21 protein-coding genes and 2 pseudogenes are annotated in these 18,614 nt (G+C 50.5%); 15 read left to right on the top strand and 8 right to left on the bottom strand.

Annotated elements, in window-relative coordinates:
• Positions 1–143 precede the first annotated feature (143 nt).
• A complete protein-coding gene (locus tag F4V61_RS04705) occupies positions 144–521 on the top strand; it encodes an inner membrane protein YbjM (RefSeq protein WP_000680846.1) in 378 nt (125 codons plus the stop codon).
• Positions 522–552: 31 nt separating this feature from the next.
• On the opposite strand, the gene F4V61_RS04700 is transcribed toward F4V61_RS04705, so the two are convergent.
• Positions 553–816: a GrxA family glutaredoxin gene (locus F4V61_RS04700; RefSeq protein WP_000495514.1), complete on the bottom strand. Its 264-nt coding sequence runs from the start codon at positions 814–816 to the stop codon at positions 553–555.
• Positions 817–985: 169 nt separating this feature from the next.
• On the opposite strand from F4V61_RS04700, the gene F4V61_RS04695 reads away from it, so the two are divergent.
• The 13 genes and pseudogenes from F4V61_RS04695 to F4V61_RS04635 all read left to right on the top strand — a co-directional run bounded on the left by F4V61_RS04695 (position 986) and on the right by F4V61_RS04635 (position 13,186).
• Positions 986–1,276 carry a YbjC family protein gene (locus tag F4V61_RS04695; protein WP_080160851.1) on the top strand — a complete coding sequence of 97 codons (291 nt, stop codon included), beginning with the start codon at positions 986–988 and terminating at the stop codon, positions 1,274–1,276.
• Positions 1,260–1,982, top strand: coding sequence for a nitroreductase NfsA (gene nfsA / locus F4V61_RS04690; RefSeq protein ID WP_000075293.1), 723 nt, complete (start codon positions 1,260–1,262; stop codon positions 1,980–1,982). Before F4V61_RS04695 ends, nfsA begins: the two co-directional genes overlap by 17 nt.
• Positions 1,983–2,039: 57 nt before the next feature.
• Entirely contained in the window at positions 2,040–2,942 is a 903-nt protein-coding gene (rimK, locus tag F4V61_RS04685) for a 30S ribosomal protein S6--L-glutamate ligase (RefSeq protein ID WP_080160850.1), read from the top strand.
• 96 nt (positions 2,943–3,038) lie between these two features.
• Complete coding sequence (locus tag F4V61_RS04680) at positions 3,039–3,515, top strand: YbjN domain-containing protein (RefSeq protein WP_000624810.1); 477 nt, start codon at positions 3,039–3,041, stop codon at positions 3,513–3,515.
• Positions 3,516–3,863: 348 nt separating this feature from the next.
• Positions 3,864–4,976, top strand: a complete 1,113-nt coding sequence (gene potF / locus F4V61_RS04675; protein ID WP_080160849.1) for a spermidine/putrescine ABC transporter substrate-binding protein PotF — start codon at positions 3,864–3,866, stop codon at positions 4,974–4,976.
• Positions 4,977–5,062: 86 nt separating this feature from the next.
• A pseudogene (potG, locus tag F4V61_RS04670) lies at positions 5,063–6,177 on the top strand (putrescine ABC transporter ATP-binding subunit PotG).
• A gap of 9 nt (positions 6,178–6,186) precedes the next feature.
• Entirely contained in the window at positions 6,187–7,140 is a 954-nt protein-coding gene (potH, locus tag F4V61_RS04665) for a putrescine ABC transporter permease PotH (RefSeq protein WP_038396339.1), read from the top strand.
• Positions 7,137–7,982, top strand: coding sequence for a putrescine ABC transporter permease PotI (gene potI, locus F4V61_RS04660; RefSeq protein ID WP_038396337.1), 846 nt, complete (start codon positions 7,137–7,139; stop codon positions 7,980–7,982). The genes potH and potI overlap by 4 nt, the downstream gene beginning before the upstream one ends.
• 73 nt (positions 7,983–8,055) lie before the next feature.
• Complete coding sequence (locus tag F4V61_RS04655; RefSeq protein ID WP_024131950.1) at positions 8,056–8,529, top strand: YbjO family protein; 474 nt, start codon at positions 8,056–8,058, stop codon at positions 8,527–8,529.
• A 42-nt stretch (positions 8,530–8,571) separates the two neighbouring features.
• On the top strand, positions 8,572–9,699 hold the full coding sequence (gene rlmC, locus F4V61_RS04650) for a 23S rRNA (uracil(747)-C(5))-methyltransferase RlmC (protein WP_001149797.1): 1,128 nt from the start codon (positions 8,572–8,574) through the stop codon (positions 9,697–9,699).
• 294 nt (positions 9,700–9,993) lie between these two features.
• Positions 9,994–11,337: a PTS sugar transporter subunit IIC gene (locus F4V61_RS04645; RefSeq protein ID WP_000399327.1), complete on the top strand. Its 1,344-nt coding sequence runs from the start codon at positions 9,994–9,996 to the stop codon at positions 11,335–11,337.
• A gap of 31 nt (positions 11,338–11,368) precedes the next feature.
• The gene (locus F4V61_RS04640; RefSeq protein ID WP_080160848.1) at positions 11,369–11,689 is read left to right on the top strand and encodes a PTS sugar transporter subunit IIB; all 321 of its coding nucleotides are present in this window, start codon (positions 11,369–11,371) and stop codon (positions 11,687–11,689) included.
• A gap of 9 nt (positions 11,690–11,698) precedes the next feature.
• Positions 11,699–13,186 carry a sulfatase gene (locus F4V61_RS04635; RefSeq protein WP_000644008.1) on the top strand — a complete coding sequence of 496 codons (1,488 nt, stop codon included), beginning with the start codon at positions 11,699–11,701 and terminating at the stop codon, positions 13,184–13,186.
• Between the two features lie 218 nt (positions 13,187–13,404).
• On the opposite strand, the gene artJ is transcribed toward F4V61_RS04635, so the two are convergent.
• From artJ to F4V61_RS04600, 7 genes and pseudogenes are all read right to left on the bottom strand, one after another.
• Positions 13,405–14,136: an arginine ABC transporter substrate-binding protein ArtJ gene (artJ, locus tag F4V61_RS04630; RefSeq protein WP_000737534.1), complete on the bottom strand. Its 732-nt coding sequence runs from the start codon at positions 14,134–14,136 to the stop codon at positions 13,405–13,407.
• A 236-nt stretch (positions 14,137–14,372) separates the two neighbouring features.
• On the bottom strand, positions 14,373–15,041 hold the full coding sequence (gene artM / locus F4V61_RS04625) for an arginine ABC transporter permease ArtM (protein ID WP_000895393.1): 669 nt from the start codon (positions 15,039–15,041) through the stop codon (positions 14,373–14,375).
• Positions 15,041–15,757, bottom strand: a complete 717-nt coding sequence (gene artQ / locus F4V61_RS04620; RefSeq protein WP_001001710.1) for an arginine ABC transporter permease ArtQ — start codon at positions 15,755–15,757, stop codon at positions 15,041–15,043. The genes artM and artQ overlap by 1 nt, the downstream gene beginning before the upstream one ends.
• A gap of 6 nt (positions 15,758–15,763) precedes the next feature.
• Complete coding sequence (gene artI, locus F4V61_RS04615; protein ID WP_038396333.1) at positions 15,764–16,495, bottom strand: arginine ABC transporter substrate-binding protein ArtI; 732 nt, start codon at positions 16,493–16,495, stop codon at positions 15,764–15,766.
• Between the two features lie 17 nt (positions 16,496–16,512).
• Entirely contained in the window at positions 16,513–17,241 is a 729-nt protein-coding gene (gene artP, locus F4V61_RS04610) for an arginine ABC transporter ATP-binding protein ArtP (RefSeq protein ID WP_000027190.1), read from the bottom strand.
• 227 nt (positions 17,242–17,468) lie between these two features.
• Positions 17,469–17,984 carry a lipoprotein gene (locus tag F4V61_RS04605; RefSeq protein WP_001270730.1) on the bottom strand — a complete coding sequence of 172 codons (516 nt, stop codon included), beginning with the start codon at positions 17,982–17,984 and terminating at the stop codon, positions 17,469–17,471.
• A 95-nt stretch (positions 17,985–18,079) separates the two neighbouring features.
• Positions 18,080–18,343, bottom strand: a pseudogene (locus tag F4V61_RS04600) (integrase); the annotation flags it as partial.
• A gap of 72 nt (positions 18,344–18,415) precedes the next feature.
• Between F4V61_RS04600 and F4V61_RS04595 the strand changes: the two are divergent.
• On the top strand, positions 18,416–18,614 hold a 199-nt coding region (locus F4V61_RS04595), incomplete at its 3' end, for a transposase (RefSeq protein WP_150363953.1).

Below are 18,614 nucleotides of genomic sequence, written 5' to 3'. Positions count from 1 at the left end.
CCTGCTAGTTTAATCTTATTGTTTACTAAGGGCTATAAGAATTGTGCAGGTGTGTTTTTGGCATGGAATGCCACATGACTTTATCTGACTGGATGCCTCACGGCGGAAAGCGTGTTTGATAGAGAGAGTGTCAGGAGGAACGATTGAAACATAAACACGGGTGGGCAGGCGTTGTCTGCTGTTTTGTACTCTTTATTGTGGTGTGTCTTTCATTAACCTTGCATGTACAAGGCGCTTTTCGTGCGGCAGGACATCCTGAGATTGGGCTATTATTTTTTACGTTACCTGGCGCGGTGGCCAGTTTTTTTTCTCACCGACGCGAGGTGATCCGACCGCTGATCGGAGCGCTGTTGGCGGCGCCGTTTTGCCTGGTATTAATGCGCTTTGTATTTATGCCTACCCGATCGTTATGGCAAGAACTTGCGTGGCTATTTAGCGCCGTATTCTGGTGTGCTTTAGGCGCGCTCTGTTATTTGTTTATTAGCAGCCTGTTTAGTCATCGGCGAAAAAAACACCGATAGCGCCCTCCGGCAGAGGGCGCAGCCAAGGCAATCAGGCGAAAAGATTCAGATTTTCTTTTGCCCATGCTTCAAAATCCGTACAGCCGCCGATATGTTTTTGATCGACAAAAATCTGCGGTACGGTTTCCACGGGCTTACCTACGGTTTTTTCCAAATCCGCTTTAGTAATGCCTTCAGCGTGGATATCAATATAGCGATAATTGAAATCGTCGCGTTCGTTGCTCAGTTTTTCCGCCAGCTCTTTTGCACGCACGCAATAAGGGCAACCTGGGCGGCCAAAAATAACAGTAAACATATCTCTCCTCGAACATAAAGCCAGACGGCGAACAGGCGTTATCATGCCGCGATTTAAGGCGGTTGAAAAGCAGGTTACGCCTGTTCCTTTGATAATCTAAGGCTATATCTGTTAAGCACGCCGGGCCAGAACGTTCTACACTGTGCTTCAGTTTACCGGGAGGCTTGATATGCGCACAATAGGCGTGTTACCTAAGAGCGTAGTGTTACTGGAATGCCTCGGTATGATTTTGCTGGCGCTCGCTCTGCTATCGCTTAATCATTACTTTACGCTGCCCGCGCCGTTCAATACGCCGCTGGCTGGCATGTTGATGGTTTTCCTGGGCGTTGTGTTGATCCTCCCCGCCGCGGTGGCGATGATGTGGCGTATTGCGCAGACACTTGCGCCGCAGTTGATGAAACGTCCACCCGACATTTCTTTCCGTTCAGATAGAGAAAAGCATAATGAGTCCGACCATTGAACTTCTTTGTGGCCATCGTTCTATCCGCCATTTTACCGATGAGCCTGTGACTGACGCGCAGCGAGAGGCCATTATCGCCGCCGCGCGCAGCACCTCCAGTTCCAGCTTTTTACAGTGCAGTTCTATTATCCGTATTACCGATAAGGTCCTGCGCCATGCGTTAGTGCCCCTGACGGGTGGGCAAAAGCATGTGGCGCAGGCCGCTGAGTTTTGGGTATTTTGCGCCGATTTTAATCGTCATTTGCAGATCTGCCCTGACGCTCAGTTGGGGCTTGCTGAACAGCTACTGCTTGGCGTAGTTGATACGGCGATGATGGGACAAAATGCGCTGACGGCGGCGGAATCGCTGGGATTAGGCGGCGTGTATATCGGCGGCATCCGTAATAATATTGAGTCTGTTACCGAACTGTTGAAATTGCCGAAGCATGTATTGCCGCTGTTTGGTCTGTGTTTGGGCTGGCCTGCGGATAATCCGGATCTGAAACCGCGCCTGCCTGCCGCGCTTGTGGTTCATGAGAACCAGTATCAGCCGCTTGATGAAAACCTGCTGGCGCGCTATGACGAGCAGTTGGCTGAGTATTATCTGACCCGCGGCAGCAACCCCCGACGCGATACCTGGAGCGATCATATCCGTCGTACCCTGATTAAAGAAAATCGCCCATTTATCCTCGAATATTTGCATAAACAGGGTTGGGCGACGCGCTAAAACCTGCGGGCCAGTGTATGATACGCGGGCTTTTCAGGGTCTTCAGCGAGGTACAGGGTGAAAATAGCCATATTGTCCAGGGATGGAACGCTCTATTCTTGCAAACGTCTGCGCGAAGCGGCGATGCGGCGCGGCCATCTGGTAGAGATACTCGATCCTCTTTCCTGCTATATGAATATTAACCCGGCAGCCTCGTCGATTCATTACAAGGGTTGTCGTCTTCCCCATTTTGACGCCGTTATTCCCCGTATTGGTTCGGCCATTACTTTTTATGGTACCGCTGCGCTGCGCCAGTTTGAGCTGCTGGGCAGTTATCCGTTGAATGAATCCGTAGCTATTACCCGCGCGCGCGATAAGCTGCGCTCGCTACAACTTCTGGCGCGCCAGGGGATCGATCTTCCCATCACCGGAATCGCCCATTCGCCGGATGATACCAGCGATCTCATTGATATGGTCGGCGGGGCGCCGTTGGTCGTGAAGCTGGTTGAAGGCACACAAGGGATCGGCGTGGTATTGGCGGAGACGCGTCAGGCCGCTGAAAGCGTCATTGATGCATTCCGGGGACTTAATGCCCATATTCTGGTTCAGGAATACATTGCCGAAGCTAAAGGATGCGATATTCGTTGTCTGGTCGTCGGCAATGAGGTTGTGGCGGCGATAGAGCGGTGCGCGAAAGCCGGTGATTTTCGCTCCAATCTTCATCGCGGCGGCGTAGCCAGCATCGCGACAATCACGCCCCGTGAGCGGGATATCGCCATCAAAGCCGCACAGACGCTGGGGCTGGATGTGGCGGGCGTCGACATTTTACGCGCCGCGCGCGGGCCGCTGGTGATGGAGGTGAATGCCTCGCCGGGACTGGAAGGTATCGAAAAGACTACGGGCGTAGATATCGCGGGGCGAATGATTCAGTGGATAGAACGTCACGCTACGCCTGAATTTTGCCTTAAAATCGGCGGCTAATCGCAATCGTGGATTCCGCCGTAGTACGAAGCACGCTTTTTGCGTAAGCTGTGCCGGTAATTTTTCCATCGTCATCGTAAGAGGTAACACATTATTATGATATCACTGGTCGTTCCCACTCTGGATACGTTGCGTCAATGGCTCGACGACCTGGGCATGAATTTCTTCGAATGTGATACCTGCCAGGCGCTGCATTTGCCGCATATGCAGAATTTTGACGGCGTCTACGATGCTAAAATCGATTTGGTGGACAACACCATTCTTTTTTCCGCGATGGCGGAGGTCAGGCCTTCCGCGTTGCTGCCGCTGGCAGCCGATCTCTCTGCTATCAACGCCAGTTCGTTGACGGTAAAAGCCTTTCTCGATATGCAGGATGATAATCTGCCAAAACTGGTTGTGTGCCAGTCTTTATCCGTTATGCAAGGCGTCACCTACGAACAGTTCGAATGGTTTGTTCGCCAAAGTGAAGAGCAGATCTCTATGGTGATCCTTGAGGCCGGGGCGCATCAGCTTCTGTTTAACGCGGAAGAAGACGCGCAAAAAACCAGCGCGGTTGACCATTTTCTTCACTAATCCCTTCCGATAATCAGGCAGTCGCTACCAGCGCGGCTGCTGTTTACGCTTTTTTATGCTGCTATTAACCTTTATTTAAAGAATTATTCACCTCCTTTCTGACCATTTCGCTTTATCACATAGACAAAACCTGCATAAAAAATTGATAAAAGGCGTTTTTTAATCTGGGCTATAGCCTCAAACCTTAGCTAAAGTTATTCTTGCGAAGCTTCTATAGCGAGCTTGATGGCAGGGAGGGCGACCTCTCTTCTTCATTTCTATCAAATGAAAAGGTATGCACATTTCAGGCATGTTTTAAACCACGCCTAATGGGTTCATTTGTTAACGGATTTCAGAAGGAAAGCGATGATGACCGCCTTAAAGAAAAAATGGCTATCGGGTCTGGTTGCGGGTGCTCTGATGGTCGTCTCTGTCGGCACGCTCGCTGCCGAACAAAAAACGCTGCACATTTATAACTGGTCAGATTATATCGCGCCGGACACGGTGGCGAACTTTGAAAAAGAGACCGGGATCAACGTTATCTATGATGTCTTTGACTCTAACGAAGTGCTGGAAGGCAAGTTAATGGCAGGCAGCACCGGGTTCGATCTGGTGGTGCCATCGGCCAGTTTTCTTGAGCGCCAGCTCACCGCAGGCGTTTTTCAGCCGCTGGATAAAAGCAAACTTCCCGGCTGGAAAAACCTCGATCCTGAACTGCTGAAACTGGTAGCGAAGCACGATCCTGACAACAAATACGCCATGCCCTATATGTGGGCCACGACGGGCATTGGCTATAACGTTGATAAAGTGAAAGCAGTGCTGGGGGATGATGCGCCAGTGAATAGCTGGGATTTAGTCCTCAAGCCGGAAAATCTGGAGAAGCTAAAAAGCTGCGGCGTCTCTTTCCTTGATGCGCCTGAAGAAATTTTTGCCACCGTGCTGAACTATCTGGGTAAAGATCCGAATAGCAGCAAAGCGGATGACTACACCGGCCCGGCAACCGATCTGTTGTTGAAGCTACGGCCAAACATTCGCTATTTCCACTCCTCGCAATACATTAACGATCTGGCTAATGGCGATACCTGTGTGGCCATCGGCTGGGCGGGCGATGTCTGGCAGGCCGCTAACCGGGCGAAAGAGGCGAAAAATGGCGTTAATATCTCTTTCTCTATTCCCAAAGAGGGGGCGATGGCATTTTTTGATGTGTTCGCCATGCCGGCTGACGCCAGGAATAAAGATGAGGCGTACCAGTTCCTCAATTATCTGCTGCGCCCCGATGTGATTGCCCATATTTCCGATCACGTTTTCTATGCCAATGCCAATAAAGCGGCGACGGCGCTGGTAAGCCAGCAAGTGCGCGATAACCCAGGAATTTATCCGCCAGCGGATGTGCGGGATAAGTTGTTTACCCTGAAAGTCCAGGAACCGAAGATTGATCGCGTCCGTACCCGCGCATGGACGAAAGTGAAAAGCGGTAAGTAATTTATTAACGGTATTGCCTGGTAAGTGTGCGTTATCGGGCGTTCCACCGTTTGTTTGTGTGATTATGTTATGCCGGAGAGCGCCTTGTGAATGATGTCCCCCACCGCCCGCAGGTGAAACCCCGTAAAGCGCTGACGCCGCTTCTGGAAATTCGCAACCTGACGAAGTCATTCGACGGGCAACATGCTGTCGATGATGTCAGTCTGACTATCTATAAAGGTGAGATTTTTGCCCTGCTGGGCGCGTCAGGGTGTGGAAAATCGACCCTGCTGCGGATGCTCGCTGGTTTTGAGCCGCCGAACAGCGGGCAGATTATGCTCGACGGCGTCGATCTGGCGCATGTTCCGCCATATCAGCGCCCAATTAATATGATGTTTCAGTCCTACGCGTTGTTTCCGCATATGACGGTAGAACAGAACATCGCTTTTGGTCTGAAGCAGGACAAACTGCCGAAAGCAGAGATTGCCAGCCGGGTAAATGAGATGCTGGGATTGGTGCATATGCAGGAGTTCGCCAAACGTAAGCCGCATCAGCTTTCCGGCGGTCAGCGCCAGCGTGTAGCTCTGGCGCGCAGCCTGGCTAAACGCCCTAAGCTACTCTTGTTGGATGAACCGATGGGCGCGCTGGATAAAAAATTACGCGACCGGATGCAACTTGAAGTGGCTGATATCCTTGAGCGCGTCGGCGTGACCTGCGTCATGGTGACGCACGATCAGGAGGAAGCGATGACGATGGCGGGACGCATTGCCATCATGAACCGTGGAAAATTCGTGCAAATTGGCGAACCGGAGGAGATTTACGAGCATCCGACGACCCGCTATAGCGCCGAATTTATCGGATCGGTAAATGTTTTTGGGGGCTTACTGAAAGCGCGTGAAGAGGATGGTCTGGTCATTGACGCGCCCGGTCTGGTACATCCGCCTCTGTCGTTGATAATGTGCCGGTATATGTGGCGCTACGCCCGGAAAAAATCATGCTGTGCGAGGCGCCGCCTGCCGATGGCTATAATTTCGCCGTCGGCGAAGTGGCGCATATTGCCTATCTTGGCGATCTGTCTATTTATCATGTGAGGCTGAAAAGTGGTCAGATGATCAGCGCTCAACTGCAGAATGCGCACCGTTACCGGAAAGGATTACCGACCTGGGGCGATGAAGTGCGTTTGTGCTGGGAAGCGGATAGCTGTGTGGTCCTGACGGTATAAGGGGGAAACATGAGCACACTTGAACCTTCGGCACGTATCAACAAACCCGGCGGCGCGGCGCGATGGGTGGCGCGAATGCAAATGAAACAGGGGCGTAAGCTGGTTATTGCTTTGCCTTATATCTGGCTCATTCTGCTGTTTTTACTGCCGTTTTTGATCGTCTTTAAGATAAGCCTGGCGGAAATGGCGCGGGCGATCCCGCCGTATACCGATCTGCTGGAATGGGCTGACGGTCAGTTGTCGATTACGCTCAATCTCGGCAATTTTTTGCAACTGACCGACGATCCGCTCTATTTCGAAGCCTATCTGCAATCGTTACAGATTGCCGGTATTTCTACGATCTGCTGCCTGCTGCTGGGCTACCCGCTGGCGTGGGCGGTGGCGCATAGCAAGCCCTCCACGCGCAATATCCTGCTGCTGCTGGTGCTCCTGCCCTCTTGGACGTCTTTTCTAATTCGCGTCTATGCCTGGATGGGCATTTTGAAAAACAACGGCGTGCTGAACAATGTTTTGCTGTGGCTGGGGATTATCGATCAGCCGCTAATGATCCTGCACACTAATCTGGCAGTCTATATCGGCATTGTTTATGCCTACCTGCCATTTATGGTTTTGCCAATTTATACCGCATTGACGCGCATTGATTATTCGCTGGTGGAAGCGTCGCTGGATCTTGGCGCACAACCGCTGAAAACGTTTTTTAGTATCATCGTTCCGCTCACCAAAGGTGGAGTCATCGCCGGCTCAATGCTGGTTTTTATTCCGGCGGTGGGCGAGTTCGTGATCCCGGAACTGCTGGGCGGGCCGGACAGCATCATGATTGGTCGCGTCCTGTGGCAGGAGTTTTTCAATAATCGTGACTGGCCGGTAGCTTCTGCAGTCGCCATTATTATGTTACTGCTGCTGATAGTACCGATCATGTGGTTCCATAAACATCAACAAAAAAGCGTGGGAGAGCACGGATGAATAACTTACCGGTCGCTCGCTCGCCCTGGCGCATTCTGATTCTGGTATTGGGGTTTACTTTTCTTTATGCGCCGATGTTAATGCTGGTGATTTACTCGTTTAACAGCTCGAAGCTGGTGACAGTGTGGGCGGGGTGGTCGACACGCTGGTACGGCGAGCTGTTGCGGGACACCGCCATGATGAGCGCAGTGGGACTAAGCCTGACGATTGCCGCCTGCGCGGCAACGATGGCGGTGATCCTCGGTACTATCGCCGCGCTGGTGATGGTGCGATTTGGGCGGTTTCGCGGCTCAAACGGCTTTGCGTTTATGATCACCGCGCCGCTGGTGATGCCGGATGTGATTACTGGGCTGTCACTGCTGCTGCTGTTTGTCGCGCTTGGTCATGCCATCGGCTGGCCCTCCGATCGCGGTATGCTGACCATCTGGCTGGCGCATGTCACTTTCTGTACCGCCTATGTGGCGGTGGTGATCGCTTCGCGGTTACGTGAGCTGGATAGCTCTATTGAAGAGGCGGCGATGGATCTTGGAGCGGTTCCGCTGAAGGTCTTTTTTGTCATTACTCTACCGATGATCATGCCAGCGGTGATTTCGGGTTGGCTGCTGGCTTTTACGCTCTCTCTTGACGATCTGGTAATCGCCAGCTTCGTTTCCGGTCCCGGCGCCACCACACTGCCGATGCTGGTTTTCTCCAGCGTGCGCATGGGTGTGAACCCGGAAATCAACGCGTTGGCGACGTTAATCCTCGGTGTAGTAGGAATCGTCGGATTTATTGCCTGGTACCTGATGGCGCGAGCGGAAAAACAGCGGATTCGCGATATCCAGCGTGCAAGGCGCGGCTGAAGCCACTAAAATCTTCCACTATGGCAATGCGTTGCCGCGCGGGTCGCGGCATCATTTTCAGGGAAGACATTCATTGGGATTTTTAAAGCCATCAACCTCGTCACATGCCCGCTTAAATGTGCCTACTCTGGTGCAGGTTGCGGCTATGGCGATTATTTTGATTCGTGGTCTCGATGTGCTGATGATTATGAATACCCTCGGCATACGTGGGATGGGGGAGTTTATTCATCGCAGCGTGCAAACGTGGAGCTTAACCCTGGTCTTTCTGGCAAGCTTAGTGCTGGTCTTTATTGAAATTTATTGCGCGTTTTCGCTGGTTAAAGGGCGTAGCTGGGCACGCTGGGTGTACCTGGCGACGCAAATTATTGTGAGCGGGTATCTTTGGGCGGCTTCGTTGGGCTACGGGTATCCGGAGCTGTTTAGTATCGCTGGAGAATCGAAGCGTGCCATCCTGCATTCACTGTTTATGCAAAAACTTCCCGATCTTTTAATTCTGTCCCTACTGTTTATTCCCGCTCCCAGCCGTCGGTTCTTCCGGCTGCAATAATGTGTATAATCGTCGCCCCGGATAATATGAAGGTTTTTTGGTATGCAGTGCGCACTCTATGACGCGGGTCGCTGCCGTTCCTGTCAATGGATTACGCAGTCGGTTAACGAACAACTTTCCGCAAAAACAGCCGATTTACATCGTTTGCTGGCCGGGCTGCCTGTTGAACAGTGGCGCACGCCGATTGGCGGCCCGGAACAGCATTTCCGCAACAAAGCGAAAATGGTCGTGAGCGGTAGTGTAGAAAAACCGCTCTTCGGGATGCTGCATCGCGACGGTACGCCGGTCGATCTTTGCGGTTGCCCGTTGTATCCCGCCTCTTTTGCCCCCGTATTCAGCGCGCTAAAACCTTTTATTGCCCGTGCCGGACTCACGCCTTATAACGTGGCGCGAAAACGCGGTGAACTGAAATACCTGTTGCTGACGGAAAGTCAGTTCGATGGCGGCATGATGCTACGCTTCGTGTTGCGTTCAGAAACCAAACTTACGCAACTGCGCGCGGCGTTACCGTGGCTGCGCGCGCAACTGCCGCAGCTCAGAGTGATCACCGCAAATATTCAGCCGGTACATATGGCGATTATGGAAGGGGAGACGGAAATCTACCTGACGGATCAGCACGCATTGGCGGAACGTTTTAACGATGTGCCGCTGTGGATTCGTCCGCAAAGTTTCTTTCAGACCAACCCCACGGTCGCCAGCCGATTATATGCGACAGCGCGCGACTGGGTAGGGCAACTGCCGGTACGCCATATGTGGGATCTTTTTTGCGGCGTGGGCGGATTTGGCCTGCATTGCGCGACGCCGCAGATGCAATTAACCGGTATTGAGATCGCGCCGGAGGCGATTGCCTGCGCCAGGCAATCCGCTGCCGAGCTGGGATTGACCCGCCTTCATTTCCAGGCGCTGGATTCCACCCAATTCGCCACCGCACAAGGTGAAACGCCCGATCTGGTGTTGGTGAATCCTCCCCGCCGCGGCATTGGCAAGCCGTTGTGCGATTATCTTGCACAAATAGCGCCGCGTTTTATCATTTATTCAAGCTGTAACGCGCAGACGATGGCGCAGGATATTCGTCATCTGCCGAACTACCGTATTCAACGTGTTCAGCTTTTCGATATGTTCCCGCATACCGCGCATTATGAAGTGTTAACATTGCTTTGCAGGCTGTAGCGCCAAAAGCTAGGCATACAAAATATCTATATTAACTGTCTCATTATCCATAAATAATAATAATCATGATCGATCGATAAAAAACTCCGATCGATCATGGTTATATATTACCCTGTTTTTGCAAATCAAATCACAAATAATCACTTTAAATCTTTTAATGACTAATTTTGATTATTACAGTGCGTGTAAGGCAAAATTAGACAAGGTGGTTTATCGGGTAAATTTCAATAGCATCAGCGAAGCAATACGTAACGTCAGTAAAGGGGTCAATCATGACAACGAATAGGCACGCTTATGGAGGGCGTTCAGACGATGTTTGCCAAATTTATAGATGTTATTCAAACGTTTTTAACTGAACCGGCAATATTAATTGGGATATTAGTCGGTGTTGGCTATGCGCTGGATAAAAAGACGCCTATAAAAATTATCACTGGTATGATCAGCGCGATGGTCGGTTTGATGATGGTGTTATTTGGCGGCTTTCAATTTTCAGCCACTTTTAAACCGGTTGCAGAGTCAGTCAGCAAGGCTTATGGCGTGCATGGATACTTAATGGATTCATATGCCATGAAAGCCGCGACGCAAATAGCGCTGGGCGATAATTTCGGCTATGTAGGATACGTTTTTGTACTGGCATTTTTTACTAACCTGATATTAGTTTTATTTGGCCGTTATACTGGCGCAAAAGGTATATTTCTTACCGGCAATACCGGGGTCTCTCATTCACAGGCGGTACTGTGGTTAATTGTCTTCTGGCTGGGGTTCGGTTGGGTACAATCCATTGTGATTGCCGGGGTATTGACCGGGGTCTTTTGGGCGTTTTCAACCACGCTTATTGTTAAACCCATCGCCAAAGTGACCAATAACGCCGGTTTTACCATCGCGCATAACCAGATGTTGGGATTGTGGTTTTTCTCGAAATTCGCGCATAAATTCGGCGATCCGGAAAAGCATGACGCCGAAAACCTGAAACTTCCCGGTTGGTTAGCCATTTTTAATCACAACGTGACGGCAATCGCCATTGTGATGACGCTCTTCGTTGGCGGTTTTTTATTGGCGACAGGGATCGATAACGTACAGTTAATGGCGAAAGGCAAACCCTGGTATATCTATATCATCAATCTGGGCCTGCAATTCTCTATGTATATGGTCATCTTGCTGCAGGGCGTGCGGATGATGGTAGGCGAAATTAACGGTTCGTTTAAAGGATGGCAGGATCGCTTTATTCCTAACGCTATACCGGCTGTGGATGTTGCTGCTTTATTACCTTTTTCGCCGAACGCGGCCACGCTGGGATTCGTTTTTTGTACCTTCGGCACGATTTTTTCCATGGGCATTCTGCTGCTCATCCATAGCCCTATTATGGTATTGCCTGGTTTTGTTCCGCTCTTCTTTTCCGGCGGTCCCATCGGCGTATTAGCCAACCGAATGGGGGGATATCGTTCCGTTATTATTTGTACTTTCCTGTTAGGGATTATTCAGACTTTCGGTACGGTATGGGCCATTCCTTTAACCGGGCTGGCAAAAGAAGGCGTGGGCTGGACGGGAATATTTGACTGGGCGACTCTGTGGCCTGCGATTTGTGAATTACTGAAATTCATTGCTTCAACGTTCCATCTTGGTCCTTATTCCATTTAGTTGATTCGGTTTATATATAAAGGATTTTATTATGAAAGATTCTGTAAATATTTTATTCGTATGCGGTTATGGTGTAGGCAGTAGCGTAATGTTACAGTCTGTTGTTAAAAAAGCGTTAGCAAAATATGACTTCTCTTTTGATATGGAGCATACGGCAGCGGGAGAAGTCGGTGGCTTTACCGACTGGGCAGATATTTATGCGATCTCGAAAAAATTACTTGATGTCGTCAGCCTCGATCCTAAACACGGACAATATCTCATTCCTATTGAAAATATCATGGATGGCGAATCAATAGGTAAACAGATTTACGAGGTGGTAGAGAAAAATTTTCCGCACCTACTCAACAAATGAGGGGGAGTCATGAAAGCGATTATTCTGCTGTTTGACAGTCTGAATAAAAACTATTTGCCGCCCTATGGCGATTTGCTAACGAAAGCGCCTAACTTTCAACGCCTGGCGGCACATGCCGCCACCTTTGACAAGAGTTATGTCGGCAGTATGCCCTGTATGCCAGCCCGTCGGGAACTGCACACCGGGCGCTATAATTTCCTGCATCGTGAGTGGGGGCCGCTGGAACCCTTTGATGATTCCATGCCGGAATTATTGAAAAAAGCGGGGATCTACACCCATCTTATCAGCGATCATTTGCATTACTGGGAAGACGGCGGCGGTAACTACCATAACCGCTATAGCTCTTGGGACGTAGTACGCGGTCAGGAGGGCGATCACTGGAAGGCGAGCGTTGGCGAGCCGCCCATTCCGGAAGTACTGCGCGTTCCACAAAAACAAACCGGAGGCGGCGTTTCCGGGCTATGGCGTCACGACTGGGCGAACCGCGAATACATCCAGCAGGAAGCTGATTTTCCCCAGACGAAAGTGTTTGACGCCGGGTGCGATTTTATCCATAAAAATCATGCCGAAGATAACTGGTTATTGCAGGTTGAGACGTTCGATCCGCATGAACCGTTTTATACCACCGAGGAATATTTATCGCTCTATGACGATGAGTGGCAAGGCCCGCATTATGACTGGCCGCGCGGCAAAGTCAGTGAAAGCGAGGAGGCGATAGCGCATATTCGCTGTCGTTATCGGGCCCTGGTTTCCATGTGCGACCGCAATCTGGGACGTATCCTTGATCTGATGGATGAACACGATCTCTGGCGCGATACGATGCTGATTGTCGGTACCGATCACGGCTTCTTGCTGGGGGAGCACGGTTGGTGGGCTAAAAATCAAATGCCCTATTATAACGAGGTGGCGAATAACCTGCTGTTTATCTGGGACCCGCGCAGCGCGGTATGCGGAGCGCGACGGCAGTCGCTGGTGCAGATGATTGACTGGGCGCCAACGCTACTGGATTATTTTCAGCAACCTATTCCCGCAGATATGCAGGGCCAACCGCTGGCGAAAGTCATTGCCAGTGATGAACCCGTCAGGGAAGGCGCGCTGTTTGGCGTGTTTAGCGGGCATGTTAATGTTACCGACGGACGCTATGTTTATATGCGGGCCGCGCAGCCGGGGCGTGAGCATGACATTGCGAACTACACGTTAATGCCGATCAAGATGAACGCGCGTTATGACGTGGATGAACTGGGAAAATTATCTCTGGCACCTCCGTTTAACTTTACTAAAGGGCTTCAGGTATTACGTATTCCGGCCAGGGAAAAATATAAAGGTGTGAATAGCTTTGGTCATCTCTTGTTTGATCTCAGAGACGATCCGCAGCAGCAACATCCCATTCATGATGAGGCCATCGAAGCAAGGATGATCAACTTACTTATCCGTTTGATGAAAGAAAATGATGCTCCGGCGGAGCAGTATCGCCGTCTGGGTCTGGATGTTGTCTAAAAACGCAACAATGTTGTAAGCCGGGTACGCGTCAGCGTCACCCGGCAAGTATTAGTCCGAATCGTCTGTTGATGCAGGCGTTTGAGACTGATGGCAAACTGTAGAATGTCCAATGGCGCTGCGCTTATCAGGCCAGGATAGTTTCCGATGGCGACCCGTGGGCTGAATAAGGTATTTATACTGCCATTTCGCAACACGGTGGGCTAATAACATACGTCTTACTGCGGGAACCACTGATCGCTGATTTTCTGATAAGTGCCGTCCGCTTTAATGGCGGTCAGCGCATTATTCAGTTTTTCCAGCAACGCCTTATTGTCCGGGCGCACCGCGATGCCAAGTCCGGTACCGAAGTATTGCGGATCGGTCACTTTCTCTGTTGCCGGACCCAGTTGCGGATTCGTTTTCAGCCACTCATTGACCACTGCGGTATCGCCAAAGACGCCGTCAATACGGCCATTTTTCAGGTCGATAATCGCATTCTGGTAGCTGTCGTAGGCCACGGTTTTGACCTCCGGATGTTTATCCTGGAGATATTTTTGATGCGTGGTGCCATTTTCCATACCGATACGCTTACCTTTTAGATCGGCAAAGGTTTTATAGGTGTCTTTTTTGGCAATCACCAGCGCGGAATTCGCATAATAGGGATTGCTAAAGGCGACCTGTTTACTGCGCTCCGGAGTAATGTCCATTCCGGAAATGACGGCATCATATTTTCTGAATTTCAGCGCCGGGATAAGGCTATCAAAAGCATGATTAGTAAAAGTACATTCTGCCTGCATTTGCTTGCATAATGCGGTTGCCAGATCGATATCGAAGCCCACAATTTTATTGCTCGCATCCAGGGATTCAAACGGGGGATAGGTGGCGGAAACCCCGAAATTGATTTTTTCAGCGGCGATGCTGCCAGTGGCGAAAGAGGCGAGTAATGCGGCCAGAACTAACTTTTTCATGATGTCACTCCCGTAATCTTATGATTATGCGCCGTGTCTGCGGCATAGATTTACAATGCCATTAATTGAATTTATATGCAATAAAAATGAGTAAATATTTTAAAGTGGATAAAAAAAGACGGACAGGTTAACCACTTGTCCGTCGGATTTATTCAATATTATGCATCGTAGACTTGATAAGCGCAGCGCCATCAGACCATTGTCGAACGGCGGCGAGAATGCCTTATCCTGCCTGGTTAATTGCGCCGCTCAAACGCCAGGGCTTTACGCTCAATCAAACGCATCATCAGCGTCAATAGACCGTTGACGACCAGGTAAATTACGCCTGCTGCGCCAAATACCATAACATCGTAGGTGCGGCCATAGAGCAACTGGCTATAGCCCATGACTTCCATCAATGTGATGGTATAGGCCAGCGAGGTACTTTTAAAGACCAGTACCACCTCATTAGAGTAAGAGGAGAGGGCGCGTTTAAACGCATAGGGCAACAAAATCGCCAGCGTATCTTTCTTACTCATCCCCAGCGCGCCGCAGGACTGCCACTGACCTTCCGGAATCGCGCGAATCGCGCCATAAAAGAGCTGCGTGGTGTAAGCGGCGCTGTTTAGCGACAACGCGATCAGTGCGCACAGCCACGGTTCAGACAGTAGATGCCAGAGTAGCGGATACTCTTGCAGTGTCGGGAATTGACCGGGTCCGTAGTAGATCAGGAAAATTTGCACCAACAACGGCGTACCGGTAAACAATGTGATATAGCCGCGCACCAGCCACACCACGAACGGTGTTTTTAGCGTCAGGATGATGGTAAAAACTAACGCCAGCACCAAAGCGACGGCAATAGAAGCCACGGTCAACGTCAGGCTGGTGTGTAGCCCTTTTAGCAGTTCAGGTAAATACTCAAGCATTAGTCCGGCCTCCGCTCAAAACGTGTCGCGCGCAGGTCTATGCGTTTAAGGATGTACTGACTGATCAGTGTAATGACCAGGTAAATAGCCGCCGCAAGAATGTACCAGTTAAAGGGGTCTTGGGTGCGGGTAGCGATACTTTTTGTCTGCAACATCAGATCGTTAACACTAATAAGGCTGACCAGCGCAGTATCTTTTAGCAATACCAGCCACTGATTGCCCAGCCCTGGCAGGGCGTGACGCCACATCTGCGGCATCACCAGACGGAAAAAAATCGCCGTCTTTGATAATCCCAGCGCCTGACCCGACTCCCACTGACCAGACGGAATAGCTTTCAGCGCGCCGCGTAGCGTCTGTGACGCATAGGCCGCATACAGTAGGGACAACGCGACCACGCCGCACAGGAACGGACTGACATCAAAGTTTTCAATCTCCATTTGCACCGGGATCTGCGCAAAACCGAGGTTGAGCGTAACACCGTCAGACAGCGTAAGCAGCAGTTGCGAGGAGCCGAAATAGATAAACAGCACGACCAGAATTTCCGGCAGGCCGCGCAGAATGGTGACCAGCGCTGAGCCAATCCAGGCAATCGGACGCCACTTTATCGACTCCCAGACGGCAAAGAACATAGCTAACGCGAGGCCAATGATCAGCGCGCAAACGGCAAGGCCGACGGTAATCCCGGCGGCGCTTACTAAAGGAAAAAATTCGTTCATCAAAGATTACTTCTGGAACCATTTGTTATAGATGGTCTCGTAAGTCCCATCTTTCTTCACTTTTTCCAGCGCAGTATTGAATTTCTGCTGCAATTCGGTGTTGCCCTGGCGCACCGCGATACCCAGTCCGGTACCGAAATAATCTTTATCGGTAACTTTATTGCCAACAGGAGCCAGTTTAGGATTCGCTTTCAGCCATTCGGTCACTACCGCCGTGTCGCCGAAGACAGCGTCGATACGGCCATTTTGTAGATCCAGCTTTGCGTTCTGATAGCTGTCATACGGTACGGTGGTGATTTCCGGATGTTTATCCATAATGAATTTCTGATGTGTCGTTCCGTTCTGTACGCCGACTTTCTTGCCTTTCAGTTGATCGACGCTGGTAAATTTATCCTGCTGACCAATGAACAGCGCGGAATTATCGTAATATGGCGTGGTAAAGAGCACCTGCTTTTCACGCTCAGGCGTGATATCCATTCCCGCCATTACTGCGTCGAAGCGGCGAAATTTCAGGCTGGGGATCAAGCTGTCGAACGCCTGATTGGTAAAGGTGCAAGTGGCGTCGATCTCTTTACACAACGCGTTGGCCAGATCGACGTCAAAGCCGACAATTTTGTTATTAGCATCCATCGATTCGAACGGCGGATAGGATGCTTCGGTCGCAAAACGAATAGTCTGGGCTGCTGTAGCGGAAAGGCTAAAGCCTGCAATTAGCGCGGCAATCAGAACTTTTTTCATTGTCATTGTCCCGAATCTTAGTGAGAGAGATAGTTTTTGAATGCTTCGGTCTGTGGGTGGGCAAAGCAACCCGCATCACCGTGCTCGACGATATGACCATTTTCCATATAAATCACACGACTGGCGGTCTTACGCGCCACTTCGACTTCATGCGTAACGATCACCTGAGTAATGTTCGTTTCCGCCAGCTCATGAATAATACTAACGATTTGGGCGGTAATTTCCGGGTCCAGAGCGGCGGTCGGTTCATCAAACAGCAACACTTGCGGTTCCATCATTAGCGCACGGGCAATCGCAACGCGCTGCTGCTGACCGCCGGAAAGGTGCAACGGATAACGATCGCTGTATGGCTTCAGACGCAGACGCTCCAGCAACTTTTCTGCGCGAGCCAGCGCCTGATCTTTTGTCAGACCCAGTACGCGGCAGGGAGCCTCTATCAGGTTCTGCACAACGGTGAGATGCGGCCAAAGATTATATTGCTGAAAGACCATCCCGACATTTTGACGCAATTCACGAATCGCCTTATCGGTTGGCGTTTTCGTAAAGTCAAAATGGTTGCCGGCGATAGTCAGAGTGCCGGAGCGCGGCATCTCAAGCAGATTGAGTACACGCAGCAGCGAACTTTTACCCGCCCCACTTGGGCCAAGCAACACCAGCGTTTCGCCTTCGGGGCAATCCAGCGTGATATCAAACAGCGCCTGATGTGCGCCGTAAAAGCAATTAATGCCGTTTAATTGAATACTCATTGACTCTCGTATACTGGCAGTCTGATAGCTATTGAAGCCGCAGATAGTACCTTTGACAGAATAGTTATGCAATATTTATGCGTTAAAAGTTAAATATATCCCAAACTCTTCCCTTAACATAGCACAAAATAGCAGGAGGAATAGATGGTAAGACGAATTGTCGGCATTCCGTACAGAATGCCAGACAATTTACGGGTGGTATGATTGGGGAAGGGGGATGCCGCCTGTTAATGGTTTTCTATCGACTGGCGCAGCGTGCCGGCAGGAGCATGGACATTTCCCCCCAGATAACGTACGTCGTCAATCGCCCAGCATGGGCCTTCGTGGATCATAAGCACTTCATCTTGCCAGTTTTGATCGCCCTGCTTTAACGCCACCCGCAGTGGAATATTGCGCGCATCTCGATTTGGAATGGTTGATGCGCTGGCTACATTGGCGCTATCCGGCAGCGTAGCGCGGCTGGAGAACGGATCGCTGCTCATCAACTGACGGTGTTCCGTATCTCGGCTGGCGTCGGTCAACAATTTCGCCAGATTATCGCTCAAAAAGGGGCGAAGCGCGGCGATATCATTACTGCGGTTCTGAAGGCGGTAATCATAAAATTGTTGAGCCACGCGGTCCGGGCCGCCTTCCACGCACGCGCCGATACGCGGCCCGTTATCTTTGTAGGCTGGAGTGACAGTCGTACAGGCGTTAAGCAGAAGCGAGCACGGGATGAGCAAAGAGAGTTTAGAATAGCGCATGATGATTTCCTTATAGGCGATCGTGCAAAAACCGAACTACGATAATCAATTATATCCTTTCAATGATTGTATAACCGATTAAGGTATTGTTATTTCTAAATTAAATTTTCTACCAACCCTGTTTGGGGCACCCTTGGGGCAGTGGCTGCCAGTCTCTGATTTAGTATATCAACCTGTGACTGGTTATTATCGAACATCCATGCACCATATATTGTATAGACCATCTGAGCATTTGCATGCCCCATTTGTGCGGCAATAAAATTGGGATTCGCACCAGCGGCGAGTGACCAGCAGGCATATGTATGTCGGAACTGATACGCTTTTCTGTATCGTAAATCGGCTCGTCTCATCGCTGATTCTGTAGTGGTTTACTGAATTTGGCCACCTGAAAAGAGGTGATATGCTCACCTCAAAACAACACAGGTGCCTTAATGAAAAAAAGAAATTTCAGCGCGGAATTCAAACGTGAATCCGCTCAGCTGGTTGTTGACCAGAACTACACTGTGGCAGATGCAGCCAGCGCTATGGATGCCGGCCTTTCCACAATGACGCGATGGGTGAAGCAGTTGCGTGATGCGCGGCAGGGAAAAACGCCTGAAGCCTCTCCCATTACTCCGGAACAAATTGAAA

The sequence above is a fragment of the Salmonella enterica subsp. arizonae genome (genome assembly GCF_008692845.1).
In the GTDB taxonomy this organism is placed as follows: Bacteria; Pseudomonadota; Gammaproteobacteria; order Enterobacterales; family Enterobacteriaceae; genus Salmonella; species Salmonella arizonae.
This window is presented reverse-complemented; position numbering and strand designations above follow the sequence as displayed.